At 54.7% G+C, this 18,517-nt stretch carries 18 protein-coding genes; 3 read left to right on the forward strand and 15 right to left on the reverse strand.

Annotation, left to right across the window (positions count from 1 at the left end; genetic code table 11):
* Positions 1 to 22: 22 nt before the first annotated feature.
* A complete protein-coding gene (gene cedA, locus ACMVME_RS03765; protein WP_025204404.1) occupies positions 23 to 262 on the reverse strand; it encodes a cell division activator CedA in 240 nt (79 codons plus the stop codon).
* Positions 263 to 464: 202 nt separating this feature from the next.
* On the opposite strand from cedA, the gene katE reads away from it, so the two are divergent.
* Positions 465 to 2,714: a catalase HPII gene (katE, locus tag ACMVME_RS03770; protein WP_059305969.1), complete on the forward strand. Its 2,250-nt coding sequence runs from the start codon at positions 465 to 467 to the stop codon at positions 2,712 to 2,714.
* Positions 2,715 to 2,799: 85 nt separating this feature from the next.
* Here the strand turns inward: katE and chbG are convergent, their stop codons facing one another.
* The 7 genes from chbG to osmE form a co-directional block, all read right to left on the reverse strand.
* Positions 2,800 to 3,558 (reverse strand): chitin disaccharide deacetylase, encoded by a 759-nt coding sequence (gene chbG / locus ACMVME_RS03775; RefSeq protein ID WP_068794522.1) that lies wholly within the window; start codon positions 3,556 to 3,558, stop codon positions 2,800 to 2,802.
* A gap of 11 nt (positions 3,559 to 3,569) precedes the next feature.
* The gene (locus ACMVME_RS03780; RefSeq protein WP_068794521.1) at positions 3,570 to 4,925 is read right to left on the reverse strand and encodes a 6-phospho-beta-glucosidase; all 1,356 of its coding nucleotides are present in this window, start codon (positions 4,923 to 4,925) and stop codon (positions 3,570 to 3,572) included.
* A gap of 110 nt (positions 4,926 to 5,035) precedes the next feature.
* Entirely contained in the window at positions 5,036 to 5,875 is an 840-nt protein-coding gene (gene chbR / locus ACMVME_RS03785) for a transcriptional regulator ChbR (RefSeq protein WP_074176883.1), read from the reverse strand.
* An 8-nt stretch (positions 5,876 to 5,883) separates the two neighbouring features.
* Positions 5,884 to 6,231 carry a PTS N,N'-diacetylchitobiose transporter subunit IIA gene (chbA, locus tag ACMVME_RS03790; protein ID WP_032681213.1) on the reverse strand — a complete coding sequence of 116 codons (348 nt, stop codon included), beginning with the start codon at positions 6,229 to 6,231 and terminating at the stop codon, positions 5,884 to 5,886.
* A 47-nt stretch (positions 6,232 to 6,278) separates the two neighbouring features.
* Positions 6,279 to 7,637: a PTS N,N'-diacetylchitobiose transporter subunit IIC gene (gene chbC / locus ACMVME_RS03795; RefSeq protein ID WP_014169674.1), complete on the reverse strand. Its 1,359-nt coding sequence runs from the start codon at positions 7,635 to 7,637 to the stop codon at positions 6,279 to 6,281.
* 79 nt (positions 7,638 to 7,716) lie between these two features.
* Entirely contained in the window at positions 7,717 to 8,034 is a 318-nt protein-coding gene (gene chbB, locus ACMVME_RS03800) for a PTS N,N'-diacetylchitobiose transporter subunit IIB (RefSeq protein WP_008500676.1), read from the reverse strand.
* A gap of 281 nt (positions 8,035 to 8,315) precedes the next feature.
* Positions 8,316 to 8,660, reverse strand: a complete 345-nt coding sequence (gene osmE / locus ACMVME_RS03805) for an osmotically-inducible lipoprotein OsmE (protein ID WP_014169673.1) — start codon at positions 8,658 to 8,660, stop codon at positions 8,316 to 8,318.
* A gap of 232 nt (positions 8,661 to 8,892) precedes the next feature.
* On the opposite strand from osmE, the gene nadE reads away from it, so the two are divergent.
* Both nadE and cho read left to right on the forward strand, forming a co-directional pair.
* Positions 8,893 to 9,720 carry an ammonia-dependent NAD(+) synthetase gene (gene nadE / locus ACMVME_RS03810; protein WP_020884418.1) on the forward strand — a complete coding sequence of 276 codons (828 nt, stop codon included), beginning with the start codon at positions 8,893 to 8,895 and terminating at the stop codon, positions 9,718 to 9,720.
* A gap of 123 nt (positions 9,721 to 9,843) precedes the next feature.
* Positions 9,844 to 10,722: an excinuclease Cho gene (gene cho / locus ACMVME_RS03815; protein ID WP_014169671.1), complete on the forward strand. Its 879-nt coding sequence runs from the start codon at positions 9,844 to 9,846 to the stop codon at positions 10,720 to 10,722.
* Here the strand turns inward: cho and ves are convergent.
* From ves to ACMVME_RS03850, 7 genes are all read right to left on the reverse strand, one after another.
* Positions 10,700 to 11,257 carry an environmental stress-induced protein Ves gene (ves, locus tag ACMVME_RS03820; protein ID WP_020884419.1) on the reverse strand — a complete coding sequence of 186 codons (558 nt, stop codon included), beginning with the start codon at positions 11,255 to 11,257 and terminating at the stop codon, positions 10,700 to 10,702. The two genes, cho and ves, sit on opposite strands and share 23 nt — an antisense overlap.
* Positions 11,258 to 11,554: 297 nt before the next feature.
* Positions 11,555 to 12,052 carry an ATP-independent periplasmic protein-refolding chaperone Spy gene (gene spy / locus ACMVME_RS03825; protein ID WP_020884420.1) on the reverse strand — a complete coding sequence of 166 codons (498 nt, stop codon included), beginning with the start codon at positions 12,050 to 12,052 and terminating at the stop codon, positions 11,555 to 11,557.
* Between the two features lie 338 nt (positions 12,053 to 12,390).
* A complete protein-coding gene (gene astE, locus ACMVME_RS03830) occupies positions 12,391 to 13,356 on the reverse strand; it encodes a succinylglutamate desuccinylase (RefSeq protein WP_047955473.1) in 966 nt (321 codons plus the stop codon).
* A 10-nt stretch (positions 13,357 to 13,366) separates the two neighbouring features.
* Positions 13,367 to 14,692: an N-succinylarginine dihydrolase gene (gene astB / locus ACMVME_RS03835; RefSeq protein WP_047955472.1), complete on the reverse strand. Its 1,326-nt coding sequence runs from the start codon at positions 14,690 to 14,692 to the stop codon at positions 13,367 to 13,369.
* Complete coding sequence (astD, locus tag ACMVME_RS03840; protein ID WP_032681217.1) at positions 14,679 to 16,166, reverse strand: succinylglutamate-semialdehyde dehydrogenase; 1,488 nt, start codon at positions 16,164 to 16,166, stop codon at positions 14,679 to 14,681. Before astD ends, astB begins: the two co-directional genes overlap by 14 nt.
* Positions 16,163 to 17,197 carry an arginine N-succinyltransferase gene (gene astA, locus ACMVME_RS03845; protein WP_014169664.1) on the reverse strand — a complete coding sequence of 345 codons (1,035 nt, stop codon included), beginning with the start codon at positions 17,195 to 17,197 and terminating at the stop codon, positions 16,163 to 16,165. Before astA ends, astD begins: the two co-directional genes overlap by 4 nt.
* Positions 17,194 to 18,414, reverse strand: coding sequence for an aspartate aminotransferase family protein (locus tag ACMVME_RS03850; protein WP_014169663.1), 1,221 nt, complete (start codon positions 18,412 to 18,414; stop codon positions 17,194 to 17,196). Before ACMVME_RS03850 ends, astA begins: the two co-directional genes overlap by 4 nt.
* Positions 18,415 to 18,517: the final 103 nt, after the last annotated feature.

The following is an 18,517-nucleotide window of genomic DNA, read 5'->3' on the forward strand; positions in this document are numbered from 1 at the left end:
TGATGGCGGTTTTTTTTGGCTGTTATTCTTCAATCTCTTCATCCTGGCGGACCTGGTTCGCCCATCGCTGGGCCGACTCCGGCCCCGAAAACGCGGGCGAACGGCGGAAGTGTTCTCCCATCAGAACAAACGCTACGTATTTACCGCGCAGTTGCCAGACATCACGAAAACCATCCACCTTCAGGGCATGTTCGGGCGGCGCGGGTTCGACGCGGGGCACGTAGCTAATGACAGGGCGGTTTTGTTGACGAAAAGGTTTCATAAGCGACGGGTTCACTAAAGCACATTCTGGAAGCAGGAAAATTCTATGATAGCCGATCCTCCCCCCACGCGTCGCGCCCTGCATCGCTCTGATAGCGCATTCCTTAACCAGGTCATCTGAAAACTCTTAGTTCGCCCGCCCTTTCGCCACATTGTTCTATAGTTAACAAGGTTTTTAGCAATGGATAAAGGAGAAGCGTGCAATGTCGAACAAAGATGAAACACATCAATCACCCATTCATGGCACTGAAGAATCTCAACCAGGCATGGACTCTCTGGCCCCAGCGGACGGCTCTCACCGCCCGTCCCCCGGCCCTTCCGCACCTGGCGAACAGCCTACCGCGCCGGGAAGTATGAAATCCCCGGATACCGGAAACGAGAAGCTGAAATCCCTTGAGTCCCACCGTAAAGGCGGCGAAGGTTTTGCACTTACCACCAACCAGGGCGTGCGCATTGCTGACGATCAGAACTCGCTGCGTGCGGGAACGCGCGGACCGACCCTGCTGGAAGACTTTATTCTGCGGGAAAAAATCACCCATTTTGACCATGAACGTATACCTGAGCGCATCGTTCACGCGCGTGGCTCCGCGGCACACGGCTACTTCCAGCCCTACAAAAGCCTCAAAGAGATAACCAAAGCGGATTTCCTTTCCGATCCGGACAAAATCACACCGGTCTTTGTCCGCTTTTCAACCGTGCAGGGCGGCGCGGGTTCGGCAGATACCGTGCGTGATATCCGCGGCTTCGCCACCAAATTTTATACCGAAGAGGGTATTTTCGATCTCGTCGGCAATAACACCCCGGTGTTCTTCATTCAGGATGCGCATAAATTTCCTGACTTTGTCCATGCGGTAAAACCGGAGCCCCACTGGGCCATACCGCAGGGACAAAGTGCGCATGACACCTTCTGGGATTATGTCTCACTGCAGCCAGAAACGTTACACAACGTGATGTGGGCGATGTCAGACCGTGGCATTCCGCGCAGCTACCGCACGATGGAAGGGTTTGGTATTCATACCTTCAGGATGATCAACGCGGACGGGAAAGCCACATTCGTACGCTTCCACTGGAAGCCTGTGGCGGGCAAAGCCTCGCTGGTGTGGGATGAAGCCCAGAAGCTGACCGGGCGCGATCCGGACTTCCACCGTCGTGAGCTGTGGGAGTCGATTGAAGCCGGTGACTTCCCGGAATATGAACTGGGGTTACAGCTGATCCCGGAAGAGGATGAGTTTAACTTCGATTTCGATCTTCTCGACCCGACAAAGCTGATCCCAGAGGAGCTGGTGCCGGTTCAGCTGGTGGGTAAAATGGTGCTCAACCGTAACCCGGACAATTTCTTTGCCGAAAATGAGCAGGTCGCGTTCCACCCGGGGCATATCGTTCCGGGGCTGGATTTCACGAACGATCCCCTCCTGCAGGGGCGGTTGTTCTCCTATACCGATACGCAGATCAGTCGCCTTGGCGGGCCCAACTTCCACGAAATTCCGATTAACCGTCCAACCTGCCCGTACCACAATTTCCAGCGCGACGGGATGCATCGCCAGGATATCGATACCAATCCGGCTAACTATGAGCCGAACTCCATCAACGATAACTGGCCGCGCGAAACGCCGCCTGGACCGAAACGCGGTGGTTTTGAGTCGTACCAGGAGCGCATCGATGGCAATAAAATCCGCGAGCGTAGCCCGTCATTCGGCGAGTATTATGCCCAACCTCGCCTGTTCTGGAACAGCCAGACGCCGATCGAGCAACAGCACATTATCGGTGGCTTTAGCTTTGAACTGAGCAAAGTGGTGCGGACTTACATCCGCGAGCGCGTGGTCGATCAGCTCGCCCATATCGATATTCAGCTTGCCCAGAGCGTGGCGGATAACCTTGGCATTACGCTGACGGATGAGCAACGCAATGCGACCCCACCGAAAGACGTTAACGGACTGAAGAAAGATCCGTCCCTGAGTCTGTATGCGGTGCCGGGTGGCTCGATAAAAGGCCGGGTAGTGGCCATTCTGCTGAATGACAAAACCCGTGCCAGCGACGTGCTGGGGATTATGCAGGCGCTGAAAACCAAAGGCGTTCACGCCAAACTGCTCTATTCCCGCATGGGGGAAGTGACCGCCGACGACGGTTCAGTGCTGCCGGTTGCGGCCACCTTTGCCGGAGCACCATCGCTCACCGTTGATGCGGTGATTGTGCCGTGCGGCGACATCGACAGTCTGCTGAACAATGGCGATGCGATTTATTATCTGCTGGAAGCCTATAAGCACCTGAAGCCGATCGCCCTGTCCGGCGATGCGCGACAGTTTAAAGCGCACCTGAAGGTGGCTGAGCAAGGTGAAGATGGTATTGTCGAAGGCGATAACGTCGATGATGCGTTTATGACGAAGCTGTTCGATCTGCTCGCAGCGCACCGTGTGTGGTCACGCAGCAGTAAGATTGATCGGATACCAGCATAAGAAAAGCCGGGTCTGGCTTTGCCCGACCCGGCGCTGATTGACATCGTTTACTCAGCCCGGCAGGCACCGCGCCTCCGGGCTATTTTCATACATCCTCAAAGGTGCCCAGACGGTACCCACGCTCGGCAATGGCGTATTTCAGCGATGCCGACGTCAGCACATCCAGTTCCGCCAGTCGCGGCCAGCAGTAGGCACTTTTACGCACAATGTTATCGACAAACGCAGGGTGTGCCATCACTTCCAGCGACCGTTCCCCGCGCGCGGCGGACTCATCCAGCACCTGCAGGAACAGCGCTTCGCTAATCTCGTCGCCGTAGAACGCGCTACTGAATCCGTCCGTTGTGGGCACAGAAGACAATGACAGCCCGTGCAGCGCCTGCACCTCACGATCCACGCGCATTGCCACGCCTTTGCGCTGTGCAAATTCCGCCACTGACGGGAAAAGTGCCGGGATCATATGCACGTGATGATGGCTGTCAATATGCGTGGGTTCACGGCCAAAGAGATCGACGAAACGGTTGAACTGACAGTCCAGCTCGCGGGTAATCTCCTCGAGCGGCAGCGTGCCCTGCTCTGCCTGTTCCCAAATCCATTTGCCCAGCTGTCCGTCCCGCGCAAGTCCCGGCATCGGTGAAAGCGGCATCCCGAGCGTCAATACAAAGTGCATGCCGACGCCCAGCGCTGGCACCTCGCGGCTGAGCTGCGCCGCGTGTTCAACCGCGTCACCATTAACCAGTGCCGTTGTTGAGGTCACCACACCCCGGCGGCAGGCTTCAATAATGCCGTAGTTTTGACCTTTTGAGAGACCAAAATCATCAGCATTGACGATCAGCAGGTTTTCCATCACACATCCTCTCAGTGCTGTTTGAATTTCAGCTTCTCAATCGTGGCGGCAAAATTAGGCAACCATTTTTCATGCGCCAGAATCATTTCGCAGGCCAGTTGCTCGGCATCGCGATCGGAATGGACCAGCGGGCTGAGATTGAGTGCCAGAAGAACGTCATTGAGTTCACCGCTCAGCGCCGCGTTGCTGGCTGCCACTTCAAACCCTTTGATGGTGTGGATCAACCCCATCACTTTGTCGTCAAAGTGGGTAATCCGTGGATGCGGCCTGGCGCCATCACGTCCCAGAATGCAGGTCATCTCAACGGCCCAGTCAGCCGGGATGTTGTCGATATGACCGTGATGCGGCACATTGACGTAGTGCTCGGCCTGCTTGTCGTTGTAAATGGCGTTGATCACTTCACACGCCGCATCGGAATAATACGCTCCGCCGCGCAGCTCAAGCTCTTTCGGTTTCACGTTCAGGTTCGGATCTTTATACAAATCAAACAGCTGCTTTTCAACTTTCTGCACCACCTGAGCGCGTGCGCCACCCTTATAGTACTCACCCATCTCGATGGCCAGCATCTCTTTCTGTTTGAAGTAGTAAAGCAGGTATGAGCAAGGCAGCAGATTAAGCGAGCGGATCAGCCCTTCGCTGAAAGGCAGGTCAAAGATGTTTTTCACTGACGCAGCGGTCAGACGTCCGGAGGCTACGCCGTCAAGCAGTTCGCTAAAGCGAGACTGACCATTCACGATGACATCTTTGATAAACACCATGTGGTTCAGGCCAAAGAGATCGATAGAAAGATCGTCGGTATCGGTCAACTCCAGCACATCGCTGATGAACATCTTCATGCCAATCGGAATATTACAGACGCCGATAAAGCGTTTGAAATCGGTGTGGCGATAGACCGCCTCGGTCACCATCCCGGCCGGGTTGGTGAAGTTAATCACCCACGCGTTGGGGCAGATCGCTTCCACATCGTTGATGATGTCAAAAATGACCGGAATGGTACGCAGCCCCTTGAACAGGCCACCCGCGCCGTTGGTCTCCTGCCCCAGATAGCCGTGGCTCAGTGGAATACGTTCATCCATTTCACGCGCTTTGAGCTGGCCGACGCGCAGCTGGGTCGTCACGAAGTCGGCATCCTGCAGCGCCAGGCGACGGTCGAGGGTTTTATGCACGGTCAATGGCACACCGGCTTTCGCGACCATCCGCTTGCAGAGCTCAAAAATGATATTCAGTTTCTCCTGACCTTCCTCAACGTCCACCAGCCATAATTCGCTGACCGGTAATTCATGATAACGTTTCAGGAAACCTTCGAGTAATTCCGGGGTATAACTGCTGCCGCCGCCAATGGTTACGACTTTTAATTTCTTCTGCATAATATCTCCCTTAGCATATCAGGTTAATCGCCTGCAAGGTGTAGCGTACTCTTCCCGCTCTGTGGGCAAGCAATCAAGGCAATATTTGTGGCGGGTAAATCCGCCGAAATTTAATTAATTACCGTCAGGTTCTTCCGGTAACTGTTCGGTGTGAACGAAGTCAATTTCTTAAAGGTCTTAATAAACAAGCTGGGGCTACTGTAGCCTGACTCATAAGCAATATCGGTAACCGAGTAGTTGGTTATTTCCAGCTGTTTTTTAGCAAAATTAATGCGGATTTCATTAATAATTTGCACTGGCGTTTTACGATAATAACGCTGAGTTGCTCGGGTCAGATATTCCTGTGATTTACCGGACAAAGCGACCATATTTTCCAGCGCATTTTCGCTGAATTGTCCTTTATCGTGCATCAGTTCAACCGTACTGCGCAGCCACTGCGGAATATCATCGCTTACCTGCTGCTCTTCACGATGATGGCGCAGACGGTTAATCACATAAAACGTCACCGTTTCAATAAACTCATCAAATTCATTCTCGCGAAAGTTAAGCGAGGCGATAACCGTTTCAATCCAGGTCATGAACTCGTTTTTGATGCGATAGACCTGCGAGGCCACAAAGCAGAACGGCACCAGCGGCAGATAGTGTTTCTCAAAGAAGCGTCTGCTGACACCTACGTTAAGAATGCGGGTTGCACCAAATTCATAAAAGCTCTGGTGATGGGACCCCATCGGCAGGAAGACGAAATCTCCCCGCTCAAGCAGGACGCGCTTGCCGTTGATTTCCTGGTAGTAGCGACCGGTCAGAACAATCGTGAACTCATAGTAGTCATGCTGATGCAGACCGCTCGCGCTCTCCGTCTTGTTGTAAATAATCACGTGAAAATTTTTGCCATTAAACAGTTGCTGTTCAAGTGCGGTTTTTATTTCCATCGCGCTGACCTCCTGCTGCAAACTCTGCCTTACTGCATCTTCTCGTGAAGCTCAATTAACTCGGCCACCAGTTCACGTGCCAGCATCGACGTCATCAGATGATCCTGCGCATGCACCAGCACCAGACTGACCTTCATCTTGCCTTCACCCTGGTCGCTTTCGATAAGCTTTGTCTGCACCAGGTGCGCTTCGTTCAGCGCCGTACGGGACTGTGCCATCATGGTTTTCGCGGCTGCGAAATCACCCTGCTTGGCCTGTTTGAGCGCGGCATACGCCAGGCTACGCGCCTGCCCGGAATTGATGATAAGCCCCATCACCACCTCTTCCAGATCGTTCTCTGCGGTTTCTTCTGCGACAATACTGTCCAAATCTAACATTTTTAAGCTCCTTTTGGCTGGCGCGGGTTGCCCCGCGCCGTGCAATTTTAGAATTTCAGTGCGAGGGCGATATCCTCTTCGCTCTCTTCTTCATCGATAACGGTTGCAGCTTTGTTTGCTATCGCCACGAATGGCATATAGAGCAGTGTTGCAATCCCGAGGTTGAATATCGCCAGCAGGAAGGCAGCCACGCTACCGTTGGTGTTGAAGAACGCCCCCAGACCCGCCGGCATGGTCCACGGCGCAATGTTGGTGACGGGCGGGATAATGCCCAGGTAATAGGCCGTCAGGGTTATGGCCGCCAGCAGTGGCTGAACCAGAATGAACGGAATGAACATCACCGGGTTCATGATGATTGGCAGACCAAACAGAATCGGCTCGTTAATCTGGAAGATGCCTGACGGCAGTGCCAGCTTCGCAACCTGACGATGGTCAGCGCGACGAGAAACAATAAAGACCGCGATGATCAGACCCAGCGTCGCCCCGGTACCCCCCAGGAAGATATAAGAGTCGAGCATCGGCTTCGCCCACACATGGAAGGTTTTACCGGCTGCCAGCGCCGCGTCAACAGAGCCGTACTGCTGGTAAAGTGCAACGTTTTCCAGTGCCCATGGGGTCATGATACCGCTGTCCAGCGCCGCCAGTGCCAGTGAACCATGCACGCCAAAGAACCACAGCAGGGAGGTGAAAATCACATACGCCCAACCGACCACGCTACCCATTGACGCCAGCGGCGTTGAGATAGAGTCCATGATGATCTGGTGGAAGTTAGTGCCCCAATGAGAGAGCGCCCAGGCGATAATCCCCATGATGGAGAGAATAATGAAGCCTGGAATCAACGCGGAAAATGAACGAGAAACGGACGCCGGCACGCTATCCGGTAAACGGATAACCCAGTTGCGACGAATAATAAAGGTGAACATCTCCGCAACCACCAGACCGATAACGATACCGGAGATGATATTAGCGCCCCCCAGCCAGTTGGCCCCTACGGCATAGGCCTCACCGACGCTGTATGGCGTCACGGTCATAAAGGCGGCAATGGATAATAAACCTGCGGCCAGCGGATCCACTTTCCGCTCTTCCGCCAGTGCCATGCCAATAAAGAAAGGTGCCATCAGCGACATAATACCTAACGTACCGTTATATACGTTGCCGCCGATGGCTTTTAAACCATTAAGGGTTTCAATTGTGGAAGCGTCTAATCGAATTCCTAATGAATAAAAAAAGGAACCTTCACCAAAGCTCAGAAAAACGTTGTTAATTAAAACGAACATTGCCCCAGCCAGCGTCAACGGCATTAATCTAATAAAACCGTTTTTGATGGCATTAACGTGAGGCTGCTTTCCTATTTTAACAGCAAAAGGAAGGAGTACCTTTTCAAGTGAAGCGATGACTTTACTCATAGGAAAATACCCTTAAATGCCGCAACGCAGGTTACGGCGTATTGTGTGTGAAATAACTCTTTGACGGGAAAAATAAAAATTAATTAGCAGCTTTTTTAATGGCTGCAACAGCAGCTTTCAATACACCTAAACCATCAATCTTGCCGTACAATCCCGAATCGATCACTTCGACCGGTTTATTGGGTAACAGACGTTGAATTTCGGGTAACATATAGGCAATTTGCGGCCCCAGTAAAACGACGTCGGCTGTCTGGCCCTTTTCGCCCGCCAGCGTCTCCGGAAACGCTTCGATCACCACCGGGACTTCATACTTCTCAGCCTGAGCACGCATCTTTGACACCAGAAGCGAGGTTGACATGCCTGCTGAGCAGAACAGATAGATATGTTTCTTTTCCATAGTAACTTCCCTCTCGTATGACTACCTGCCATCGCGCTATCACTCGACTCGCTATCCTGGCAGACAGGTAGTTTGCTTACTGTTGTTTGTCGTTGGAGTGAGTATACGCAATGGTACAGACAGGAGATAATTCTGCACAGGGGGAAATTGTCTCTCATTGACCTGGCGTGTTGACTACCTTCACATTTCAGGCAAATAATTCGCGAGAAGAAATAAGATTTACGTATGTATAAAAAAACCGGCCCAACGGCCGGTTTGTTAACATACTCAGGCAAGAAGGGTTACTGCGCCTTAGGTGCCTGCGGATCGGTATCGTATTCAGTACAGGTCTGGTAACCGGAGTTGATCACATGACCGGTCTCATCCAACGCAACGAAGTAGGTCTCTGCCTTACCATCACGTTGACCCAGGATATAGGTCTGGCAGGTACCGCGTGCATGAATCATTGTCACTTCAGAAGAAGGCTTGCCGGCAATCGCAGCCACCTGCGAACGGGTCATGCCTTTTTTGACATCTTTCACTACGGGCTGTGTAAACTGATCTTTGGTGCGGTCGTAGGCCGTACACCCTGCCAGCATAGTCAGTACCGCCGCTGCGCTAAGAATTCCTGCTACGTTCTTGTTCATATTCCGTCCTCTTGTTTATCAGCGTGTTATCTAAGCATGGAATAAAAAGTACTATTGTTCAACTTTGTGAATTCCGCCAGACGAATTTCGGAAAATTCTAATAAAACAACGATAACCTGCTAAATCGCCGCAATTTAACGCACTCGAAACTGTGATCCTTGTCGTTTCTCGTTCAAAGGGTTAGTTTTAACAGTTAACACAATCTGTTTATGTTCTGCATATGGAGGGCGTGATGGCTCTGCAACAAGAGATTATTCAGGCGCTGGGCGCAAAGCCCGCGGTAGACGCACAAGAAGAGATCCGCCGCAGCGTGGATTTTTTAAAGTCTTATTTAAAAACTCACTCGTTCCTGAAATCCCTGGTGCTGGGCATCAGCGGCGGTCAGGACTCTACCCTGGCCGGTAAACTCTGCCAGATGGCAATTTCAGAGCTCCGCGAAGAGACGGGTGATGACGCGCTGCAGTTTATTGCCGTGCGTCTTCCCTATGGCGTGCAGGCCGATGAACAGGATTGCCAGGATGCCATCGCCTTCATCCAGCCCGATCGTGTGCTCACCGTCAATATCAAAGGATCGGTGCTGGCCAGCGAGCAGGCGCTTCGCGAAGCAGGCATTGAGTTGAGCGATTTTGTCCGCGGCAATGAAAAAGCCCGTGAACGTATGAAAGCGCAATACAGCATTGCCGGGATGACCAAAGGCGTTGTGGTCGGTACCGACCATGCGGCAGAAGCCATCACGGGTTTCTTCACCAAGTATGGCGACGGCGGTACCGATATTAACCCGCTCTTCCGTCTCAATAAACGTCAGGGTAAGCAGCTGCTTGCCGCGCTGGGTTGCCCGGAGCACCTTTACAAGAAAGCGCCAACGGCGGATCTGGAAGACGATCGCCCCTCCCTGCCGGATGAAGCGGCCCTGGGTGTCACCTATGACAATATTGATGATTATCTGGAAGGCAAAAAACTGGATGAAGGTACCGCGAAAATCATTGAAAGCTGGTATCTGAAAACCGAGCACAAGCGTCGCCCGCCGATCACCGTGTTCGATGATTTCTGGAAAAAGTAACACTCTGGCACCCTCTCTCTGGGGAGAGGGGGTTCGCCCGCACCGTCCGTTGCACCATCCGGCTCTTTTTTAACCAAACCGGCTCTGCTACACTGTATGCCTGAACAGTATATGGAGTAGTATGTGAGCAGGCGTCAATCCGCCCCGCGTCTTGAGTTTGAAGCGGCGGCTATATACGAATATCCCGAACATCTTCGCCCCTGGCTTGAGGAACTGCCTAAACAGCCGGGCGTGTATATCTTTCACGGTGAGAGTGACACCCTTCCGCTCTACATTGGCAAAAGCGTAAATATTCGCAGCCGGGTCATGTCTCATCTGCGCACGCCAGACGAGGCGGCAATGCTGCGCCAGTCGCGACGCATCACCTGGTTTCGTACCGCCGGAGAGATGGGCGCGCTCTTACTGGAAGCCCGTCTGATCAAAGAGCAACAGCCGCTGTTCAATAAGCGCCTGCGCCGCAACCGGCAGCTCTGCTCCCTTCAGATAAACGCCGGTAAGCCGCAGGTTGTCTACGCACGCGAAGTCGATTTTTCTCACGCCCCCAATCTCTACGGGCTGTTCGCAAATAAACGGGCGGCTCTGCAGGCTCTGCAAACGCTGGCCGATGAGTTACAGCTGTGCTACAGCCTGCTAGGCCTCGAAGCAACCACTCGCGGGCGGGCCTGTTTCCGCTCAGCGTTAAAGCGCTGCGCAGGGGCCTGCTGCGGGAAAGAAAGCATTGAGGAACACCACGCCCGGCTCCTCGCAGGGCTGGCGGCGCTTAGCGTTAACTGCTGGCCGTGGGAGGGTGCCGTTGCGCTAAAAGAAGTCGGTGACGCGATGACCCAGTATCACATCATCAATAACTGGCTCTGGCTGGGCGCTGTTGACGATGTAAACGATGCGGCAACCTTGCTGCGCACACCCGCCGGTTTCGACCACGATGGCTACAAAATTCTCTGCAAGCCCGTGTTAACCGGCAAGTATGAGGTCATTGAGCTTAGTGCCCCGGCAGCCAGTTAATTTCGCTGAATAATAAAGTGCCCTGAGCCTCCAGCAGGCGGAGAGTATGGACGCCCTCCTCCCAGCTGGCGCCCTGATCGGCCGTCAGCAACTTATCGCCAAGCTGCCACGCCCCGCTTAACACGAACGCGACGCCCCCGCGGGAGCCGAACGTGGTAAAGGTGCGGTCAGCGACACGCACTTTCGCCTGACAACGGTCACGCCGGGTCATGATGTTGAAATCCATCGACATCCGTCCTTCGGAAAGCAGCGCTTTCACCGGCTGATCGCCGGAAAAATGGTATGGCTGATGATGTTTCAGGGTATGGCAGAACGCCTGACCGGCATCCAGCGTTACCTCACCCCCTTCAAGCAAGGTAATCACCCGATCGACACCGGGAAAAGAGGAGAATTCGCCATTGCTGGCGATGGTCGCGATACTGGCACGCCAGTAAAAATCGCGCGTTGCGGGCGGAAAACAACAAATTTCCCGCGTCTCGCCTGCGCCATTGCGCCAGAGGCTGACCGGCATCTTACGGATATCAAAGAACTCCATCACCACTCCTGAAAGGCACAACCTGTGCCAGGGCAAGGATATCGCTATCGTTGCTGTCTTGTTTGTTATCGTTGGGTTTTCACAGACACAGTATCGGCAGCAGAGCGGGCAGGCCTTAGCGGAACGTTAATAAAAATTATAACGCCATGACTCTGCCAACATTCTCTGAAGCGACTACAGGAGAATACCGCTCTGGCGGCGGCAGACAAGAGGGCATGAAAGAAAAACCGCCGGTCCTGTCCACAGCGTTAGCGCTTTTGTGGACAGGATCCCGGCGGTCTTAAGATGTTGAACCGATTATTCGGTTGGTGCTGGCATTTTACCTTCCATTGCTGGACGTTCTGTCAGACGCTTCTCAAAATTGGCATTAAATTGTTTTTTCTGTTCCGGCGTCAGAATGTTGTAGATCTTGTTCTGGGTTTCCATATGCGCCAGCATGCGGGCTTTATGCTGCTCAGCCATTTTGTCGATCTGCGCTTCGGCTTTTGCTTTATCGAAGCTGTCGCTGGCGATGATGTCATGCATCGCGCGGCGTTCGTCCAGTGACGGACGTTTCATCTGGTCGCGCTGGCTTTTCATGATGTCGCGGACCTGCTGTTTCTGTGCATCCGTCAGGTTCAGATCTTTAAACATCATCATCTCGTGGTGCATACCCGGCTTGCCTTTATGATGCATCATCATTTTGCCTTCGACAGGCGCGGCAGTGGTGGTGGTCGCGGTATCTGCAGCGAACGCCATGCTGGTAGCGCCCAGAGCCAGGGTAGAAGCAACAAACAGTGCAGTAAACTTACGCATAATTTATTTCCTTACTTTCAGTTATTCTTCGGCGCTATGCCGTGTTGACGAGATTAACTTTACGGGGTTTATCGTCAATTAATCAGAGCAACAGTAAAACAATGAAAGTGTAAAAAACAAATTATCGCCAAATGTGGAGGAATTAAGGATAAAGGATGGAGAGTTGCAACGAAAATATTCAAAATGATGATTTTCAAAGCAATTTAGAAAAGTATAGCGAAGTGAAGACCAATAATAAAGCAATTCACCAGGAATATTCTGCAATAGTTGTCATTGCGCTTTAATCGCTAAGAAAAATAATTTGACGTTCCCCTCTCAGGCAATGAGAGGGGAAATGTTCAGGACACTTTTTCCAGCATCAGCCCGGCGCGCAGGCCAAACGCTACCGATGGATTAGGGAACAGAACATATTCAGTGGTTTTCTGCACCTCGTAACGCTCGTCGCCATCTTCCGCCAGCAGAACGCCTTTGCGAAAAGGGGTGAAGTTCAGCGTGTGGGCGGCCATATGCAGCCGGAAGGCCTCGCTGCGGCGAGTGATCTGCTGTACGACCCGATAGCGCACGACAGTCTGTTGCGTTGGCTCGGGTGCCAATCCCCCGAGCAGCGCGCGAAGCGCAAGATGCGTTGGCGCGAAGCGCGCGAGATCGTTCTGGCCAAACGGTAGCGCTTTTCCCAGCTCCAGCGTGCAGGCCAGCGCGCCGAAATGCTCACAGGTGAAATGGGTAAATGTCCCCCCCGGCGACTGATGAAACACCAGAGCCTCCAGCCCGGCGTCGCCCAGCCAGCTCAGAAACGCCTCATCCCACGGCTGGTTACGCTGGGGCAGAACACCAAAGCGCACATGATAAGAGGCGCGAATTGCCGTATGCAGGTCGAGATGCCAGCGCACGGGACCGGCCGCGGCGAAAAATGTTGCAACCACGTGCTCAAGCCACTGCGCCCGCGACGTTTCATCGCCTGGCACAAACTGTGACCAGCGGCCGCCAAACATGCGGTTAAGGTCGCTCTCAAGATAACGTTTGTTTTGCGCCAGCGCAGGCGGGTTGCCAAGCACCACCAGCAGACGGCACTGCAGGGTGATATCTCCCCGATACAACGCGCGAAGCAGCAGGTCGACAATTTCAACCGGCGCGGTTTCATTACCATGGATGCCGGTTGAAAGCAGCAGCGATAACTCACTCTTCGCGGCCGGTGTCAGTTCAAGGACGCCGCGACCCAGCCACCGCCAGTGAAATGAGGGGCCCTCCCCCTCACGCTGTTCGGGCGTTTCATCGGCCAGTGTCAACGCCAGTAAATTTTCCATAGCCACTCCTTTAGCGCTGGAACGGATAAACCGATCCCAACTGCAGGATTGTTGTTAACGCGTCCAGTGCCTCACGCCCTTCACGCAGTAGCTGAGGGTCGACCAGATCGGCCTGCGTTAATCTGTCGCGATAGTAACGATCCACCCAGTCATTCAGGGAGTTAAACAGCGTCTCATTCATCATCACGGCTGGATTAACAGCCTGCATTTCGTTCTGCGTCAGCACTACGCGCAGGCGTAAACAGGCCGGACCGCCGCCGTTGGCCATGCTTTCGCGCAGGTCAAAGACGCGCAGTTCATCGATCGGGTTATCGGCTTTCACCAGTTCAGACAGATAACGCCACACTCCTTTATGGTCCTGCGACTCTTGCGGCAGCACCAGCATCATGCTGCCGTCCTCACGGCTCAACAGCTGGCTATTAAAGAGGTAAGTTTCAACCGCGTCCTGCACGCTGACCGCCTGGGTCGGCACCTGAATCGGCATAAACCCCGGCACCCGCTCATGCAGCGTAGCGAGCAGCTTCTCCTGATGGGCAAACGCCTGCTCATGGCAGAACAGCACCTGGCGGTTAGAGACGGCAATGACGTCGTTGTGGAAAACACCCTGGTCAATCACCTGTGGGTTCTGCTGAGCAAAAATCACCTGTGAGGGATTCACCTGGTTCAGCCGCGCGACGGCCTGGCTCGCCGCCAGCGTCTGGCGGGCGGGATAACGGACAGGCGCCGAATGGCCGCCCTCTTCTCGCCCGTAAATGAACAGCTGCACGCCGGGATCGCCATAATCCCCCCCAAGACGGTTATGGTTTGCCGCTCCTTCATCCCCGAACATGGCCACCTGTGGCAACGCCTGATGGACCTCAAAGTGAGCCTCATGACGGAAAATCGCACGCAGAACGCGCTCGGTCGTCTCCGCTTCAGTGGCACGGTGGAATTTGTTATTCAGGTTCGCCACCGTTAAATGCACTTTGCCATCCAGCGTATCGGCCGACGGTGCAACGGTAGCAGCGTTTGCCACCCACATCGACGAGGCAGAACTCGCTGCTGAAAGCAGGTGCGGCGTCTGCGTACCCGCTTTTTCGATAACCTGCTCATCGCTGCCGCTAAAGCCGATCTGACGTAACACCGCCACGTTCGGGCGCTCCTGCGGCGGGATCACCGCCTGCGGGAAACCGGCATCCGACAGGGCTTTCATTTTCAGTAGCCCCTGCTTCGCCGCCAGTTTCGGGTTGGAGACCTGAAAACGGTGCTTCGTCGAGGCTTCATTACCAAACGAGAGGCCAGCATAGTGGTGCGTCAGCCCCACCAGCCCGTCAAAGTTGACTTCACGCGCTTTCATGACGATCCCCCTGAGTAAAATCCAGCCCCGGACTCAGCGTTTCCGGCAGCGTCAGCGCAGGCGTTTCCAGGCTCGCCATCGGCCACGCGCAGTAATCTGCGGCATACCATGCGCTGGCGCGGTGGTTACCCGAAGCGCCTACCCCGCCAAACGGTGCCGTACTCGCCGCACCGGTAAGCGGTTTATTCCAGTTCACAATCCCGGCGCGTGCTTCGAGCAGCAGCTGATCAAATTTCTCACGATGCGGGGAAATCAGACCGCTCGACAGGCCATAGCGGGTGTGATTGGCCATCTCAATGGCGCTGTCAAAATCGTCATAACGCCAGACGCAGAGCAGCGGGCCAAAGACCTCTTCATCCGGCACGTTGCGTGCGCCACTCATCTCAACAATGCCCGGCGTCAGGAGCGATGTTCCGGGCTTGATTTGCTTTGGCTCAAGCAGGGTTTTCGCCCCGCGCGCCACGTGATCCTGCCAGGCTTTCAGCACGTTCAGCGCGGCCTGCTCGGAAATCAGCCCCCCAATAAACGGCTGTGGGTCGGCATCCCACTGCGCAGGCACCAGACGCGCGCTGATTTCCACCAGCCGCGCGAGGAAGGCATCGCCCTGTGCACCCCGTTTCACCAGCAGACGACGCGCGCAGGTGCAGCGCTGTCCGGCGGTAATAAACGCTGACTGGAGGGTCAAATGCACCGCCGCGTCGATATCATCGGGATCTTCAACGATCAGCGGGTTGTTACCGCCCATCTCCAGCGCGAGAATTTTTTCCGGCTGCCCCGCCAGCTGGCGATGCAGTTGGTAGCCCGTTCCGGCGCTGCCGGTAAACAGCAGGCCGTCGATATCACTCAACGCACTCAGCGCCTGGCCGGTTTCACGTCCCCCCTGCACCAGATTGAGCACCCCGTGCGGCAGACCAGCCTGTTCCCAGAGCTTCACCACCACCTCACCGGTCAGTGGCGTTAACTCACTCGGCTTGAAAATCACGCTATTGCCCGCCAGCAGCGCGGGCACGATATGCCCGTTCGGCAGATGCCCCGGGAAGTTATAAGGGCCAAATACCGCCAGCACGCCGTGCGGACGGTGGCGCAGCGTGGCCGCGCCGTCAGGCATATCGGTATGTTGCTCGCCGGTACGGGTATGGTACGCCTTCACCGAAATGGCGATTTTATTGATCATCGCCGTCACTTCCGTGGCCGCCTCCCAGCGCGGCTTGCTGGTTTCCTGAGCGATAACGCGCGTCAATTCGGCTTTATTGGCCTCCAGCAGTGATGCAAATTTCTCGACAATTCCCTGACGTACGGAGAACGATTGTTTCGCCCATCCCGGGAAGGCGCGACGGGCGGCGTGACAGGCCTGTTCGACCTGCCCGGCGCTGGCATCATTTCCCTTCCAGAGCACTTCTTGTCCGACCGGATTGGTCTTTATGCGCGGCTCGCCTTCGCCCGTGACCCAGTCACCGTTGATCCATAAAGTCATGCTGTTTTCTCCTCAGGGCAGAGACGCACCAGGCGAACCGTGTCGCCGGCGTTACATTTCAGGGCATCCAGTTGCGCGGCCGTCAGCACCAGACGTTCACTTTTCGGGTTGGTTCGCACCAGCATGGCGCGGAAATTGTTGTACTGCTCGTTAGCCACCAGACATGCCGGCCACTCACCCGGTGCAGGCTGGCCTTCGGAAACCTCAACCAGCCGGCTTTTACGGATCGCGCGCACGCGGTCGATATCGCACTCCAGGGTTGGTCCGCCGTCAAAGATGTCCACATAGTTACGGTAGCGGAAACCCTCTTTTTCCAGCACAGCCCGGGCCGGCGCGGTTTGCGGGTGCACTTCGCCAATCACCGCCTGCGCCTGGGGGCTTAAGAAATGGGTATAGATGGGGTGTTTCGGCATCAGTTCGGCGATAAACGCTTTCTGCCCGGTGCCGCACAGATAGTCCGCCCGGCTGAACTCCATCGAGAAGAAGCGCTCGCCGAGGCTCTCCCAGAAAGGTGAATAGCCGGTGTCGTCGATCACGCCACGCATCTCGGCGACGACCTTTTCGTTAAAACGATCGCGGAACGCGGCCATAAACATGAAGCGCGACTTGGAGAGCAGATAACCGTTGCCCTCTTTTCGCCACGCAGGATCGAGGAACAGCGTGCAAAGCTCGCTGGCTCCCGTGTGGTCATTACAGAGAAAAAGCGTGGGCAGCGCGTTATAGACGTTCAGCTCTTTTGAGGCGTGAACCATCGTACCGACACGATAGTTGTACCACGGGTCGTTAAGCCCGACGGCCACTTCGATTGCGCAAATGCCGGCCACGGTACCGGTGTCGGTATCTTCGAGAACGAACACATAACCCTGTTCGCTTTTTGGCAACGTCCCCTGCCAGGTTTGCAGGGCGCGCTCAATGCGCGCCGACAGCGTTTTTTCATCGGCAGGAAGCGAGGTCAGCCCGCCTCCCGTCTTACCGGCAAGCTGCATGAGCCCGGCGATATCGCCGCGCTCAACGGGACGGATGACCATCATGATGACACCCCGGACTTCACATGTTCACAGGCCAGTGCAAAACGGTCTAAACCGGTTCTCACCTCTTCCTCGCTGACAATCAGCGCAGGGGCAAAACGCACCACGTTGGCACCGGCAATCAGTACCATCACGCCCATTTTTGCCGCTTCCTGTGAAATAAGTTTAGCTTTTCCGGCAAACTCAGGTGTGAGTTCGCAGCCAATTAACAGACCCAGACCGCGGATCTCTTTAAACAGTCCCGTCTTGCTGTTGATGGCGTTCAGGCGCTCAACAAACCAGTCATGACGTTGTTTAACGCCCTTGAGCACTTCCGGCGTGTTAATGATGTCGAGAACCTGCCCGGCCACGGCGGTAGCCAGCGGGTTACCACCGTATGTTGTACCATGCGTACCCACGGTCATTACGCTGGCGAATTTATCAGTGGTCAGCATGGCGCCAATCGGGAAGCCGCCGCCCAGCGCTTTCGCCGTAGAGAGCACGTCCGGCGTTACGCCGTAGTGCATATAGGCATACAGCTCACCGGTACGCCCCACACCCGTCTGGACTTCATCGAAAATCAGCACCGCGTGATGACGATCGCACAGCTCACGCAGCCCCTGCAGGAACGCTTTTTGCGCCGGAAGGACCCCGCCCTCACCCTGCATAGGTTCGACGATCACCGCACAGGTGGTGTCGTTGATAAGCTCGCTGGCGGACTGCAGATCGTTATACACGCCGTGACGAATATCCGGCGGCAGTGGCGCAAAATCCTGTGAGTATGACGGCTGACCGCCGGCGCTGACGGTAAAGAGCGTGCGGCCGTGGAACGCGTTTTTAAACGCCACAATGCCGCTCTTATGAACGCCAAATTTATCGTGTGCATATTTGCGTGCCAGCTTCAGGGCAGCTTCGTTTGCTTCCGCACCTGAGTTACAGAAAAAGACTTTTTCGGCAAATGTTGCGTCGATCAGTTTTTTCGCCAGTCGCAGAGCGGGCTCGTTGGTAAAACCGTTACCGGTATGCCAGAACTTCGCCGCCTGGTCGTTCAACGCCTGACGCAGTGCCGGGTGCGCGTGACCCAGCGCGTTTACCGCAATCCCGCCTGCAAAGTCGATATACTCTTTGCCCTGTTGATCCCACAGGCGTGAGCCTTCCCCCCGTACCGGAATAAAAGCCGCCGGAGCGTAAACCGGCATCATCCATTCATCGAAATTTTCACGCGTAATTGACAGAGACATAGCGACCTCATCCGGTAAATAAAAGGTTATTTAGATGTTAAATAATTGAGTGTTTGCACTGTGAATGTAGATTGCAGCCTTCGTGCCAGCCAGCGATAAAAAT

Origin of the sequence: Enterobacter cloacae complex sp. 2024EL-00711, assembly GCF_047529885.1 — a bacterium.
GTDB classification, from domain to species: Bacteria; Pseudomonadota; Gammaproteobacteria; order Enterobacterales; family Enterobacteriaceae; genus Enterobacter; species Enterobacter ludwigii.

Bases quoted from the DNA above. Each gene is read 5' to 3' on its own strand.
- cedA (WP_025204404.1), bottom strand. From the start codon at position 262: ATGAAACCTTTTCGTCAACAAAACCGCCCTGTCATTAGCTACGTGCCC.
- katE (WP_059305969.1), top strand. From the start codon at position 465: ATGTCGAACAAAGATGAAACACATCAATCACCCATTCATGGCACTGAA.
- chbG (WP_068794522.1), bottom strand. From the start codon at position 3,558: ATGGAAAACCTGCTGATCGTCAATGCTGATGATTTTGGTCTCTCAAAA.
- ACMVME_RS03780 (WP_068794521.1), bottom strand. From the start codon at position 4,925: ATGCAGAAGAAATTAAAAGTCGTAACCATTGGCGGCGGCAGCAGTTAT.
- chbA (WP_032681213.1), bottom strand. From the start codon at position 6,231: ATGTTAGATTTGGACAGTATTGTCGCAGAAGAAACCGCAGAGAACGAT.
- chbC (WP_014169674.1), bottom strand. From the start codon at position 7,637: ATGAGTAAAGTCATCGCTTCACTTGAAAAGGTACTCCTTCCTTTTGCT.
- chbB (WP_008500676.1), bottom strand. From the start codon at position 8,034: ATGGAAAAGAAACATATCTATCTGTTCTGCTCAGCAGGCATGTCAACC.
- osmE (WP_014169673.1), bottom strand. From the start codon at position 8,660: ATGAACAAGAACGTAGCAGGAATTCTTAGCGCAGCGGCGGTACTGACT.
- nadE (WP_020884418.1), top strand. From the start codon at position 8,893: ATGGCTCTGCAACAAGAGATTATTCAGGCGCTGGGCGCAAAGCCCGCG.
- ves (WP_020884419.1), bottom strand. From the start codon at position 11,257: ATGGAGTTCTTTGATATCCGTAAGATGCCGGTCAGCCTCTGGCGCAAT.
- spy (WP_020884420.1), bottom strand. From the start codon at position 12,052: ATGCGTAAGTTTACTGCACTGTTTGTTGCTTCTACCCTGGCTCTGGGC.
- astE (WP_047955473.1), bottom strand. From the start codon at position 13,356: ATGGAAAATTTACTGGCGTTGACACTGGCCGATGAAACGCCCGAACAG.
- astB (WP_047955472.1), bottom strand. From the start codon at position 14,692: ATGAAAGCGCGTGAAGTCAACTTTGACGGGCTGGTGGGGCTGACGCAC.
- astD (WP_032681217.1), bottom strand. From the start codon at position 16,166: ATGACTTTATGGATCAACGGTGACTGGGTCACGGGCGAAGGCGAGCCG.
- astA (WP_014169664.1), bottom strand. From the start codon at position 17,197: ATGATGGTCATCCGTCCCGTTGAGCGCGGCGATATCGCCGGGCTCATG.
- ACMVME_RS03850 (WP_014169663.1), bottom strand. From the start codon at position 18,414: ATGTCTCTGTCAATTACGCGTGAAAATTTCGATGAATGGATGATGCCG.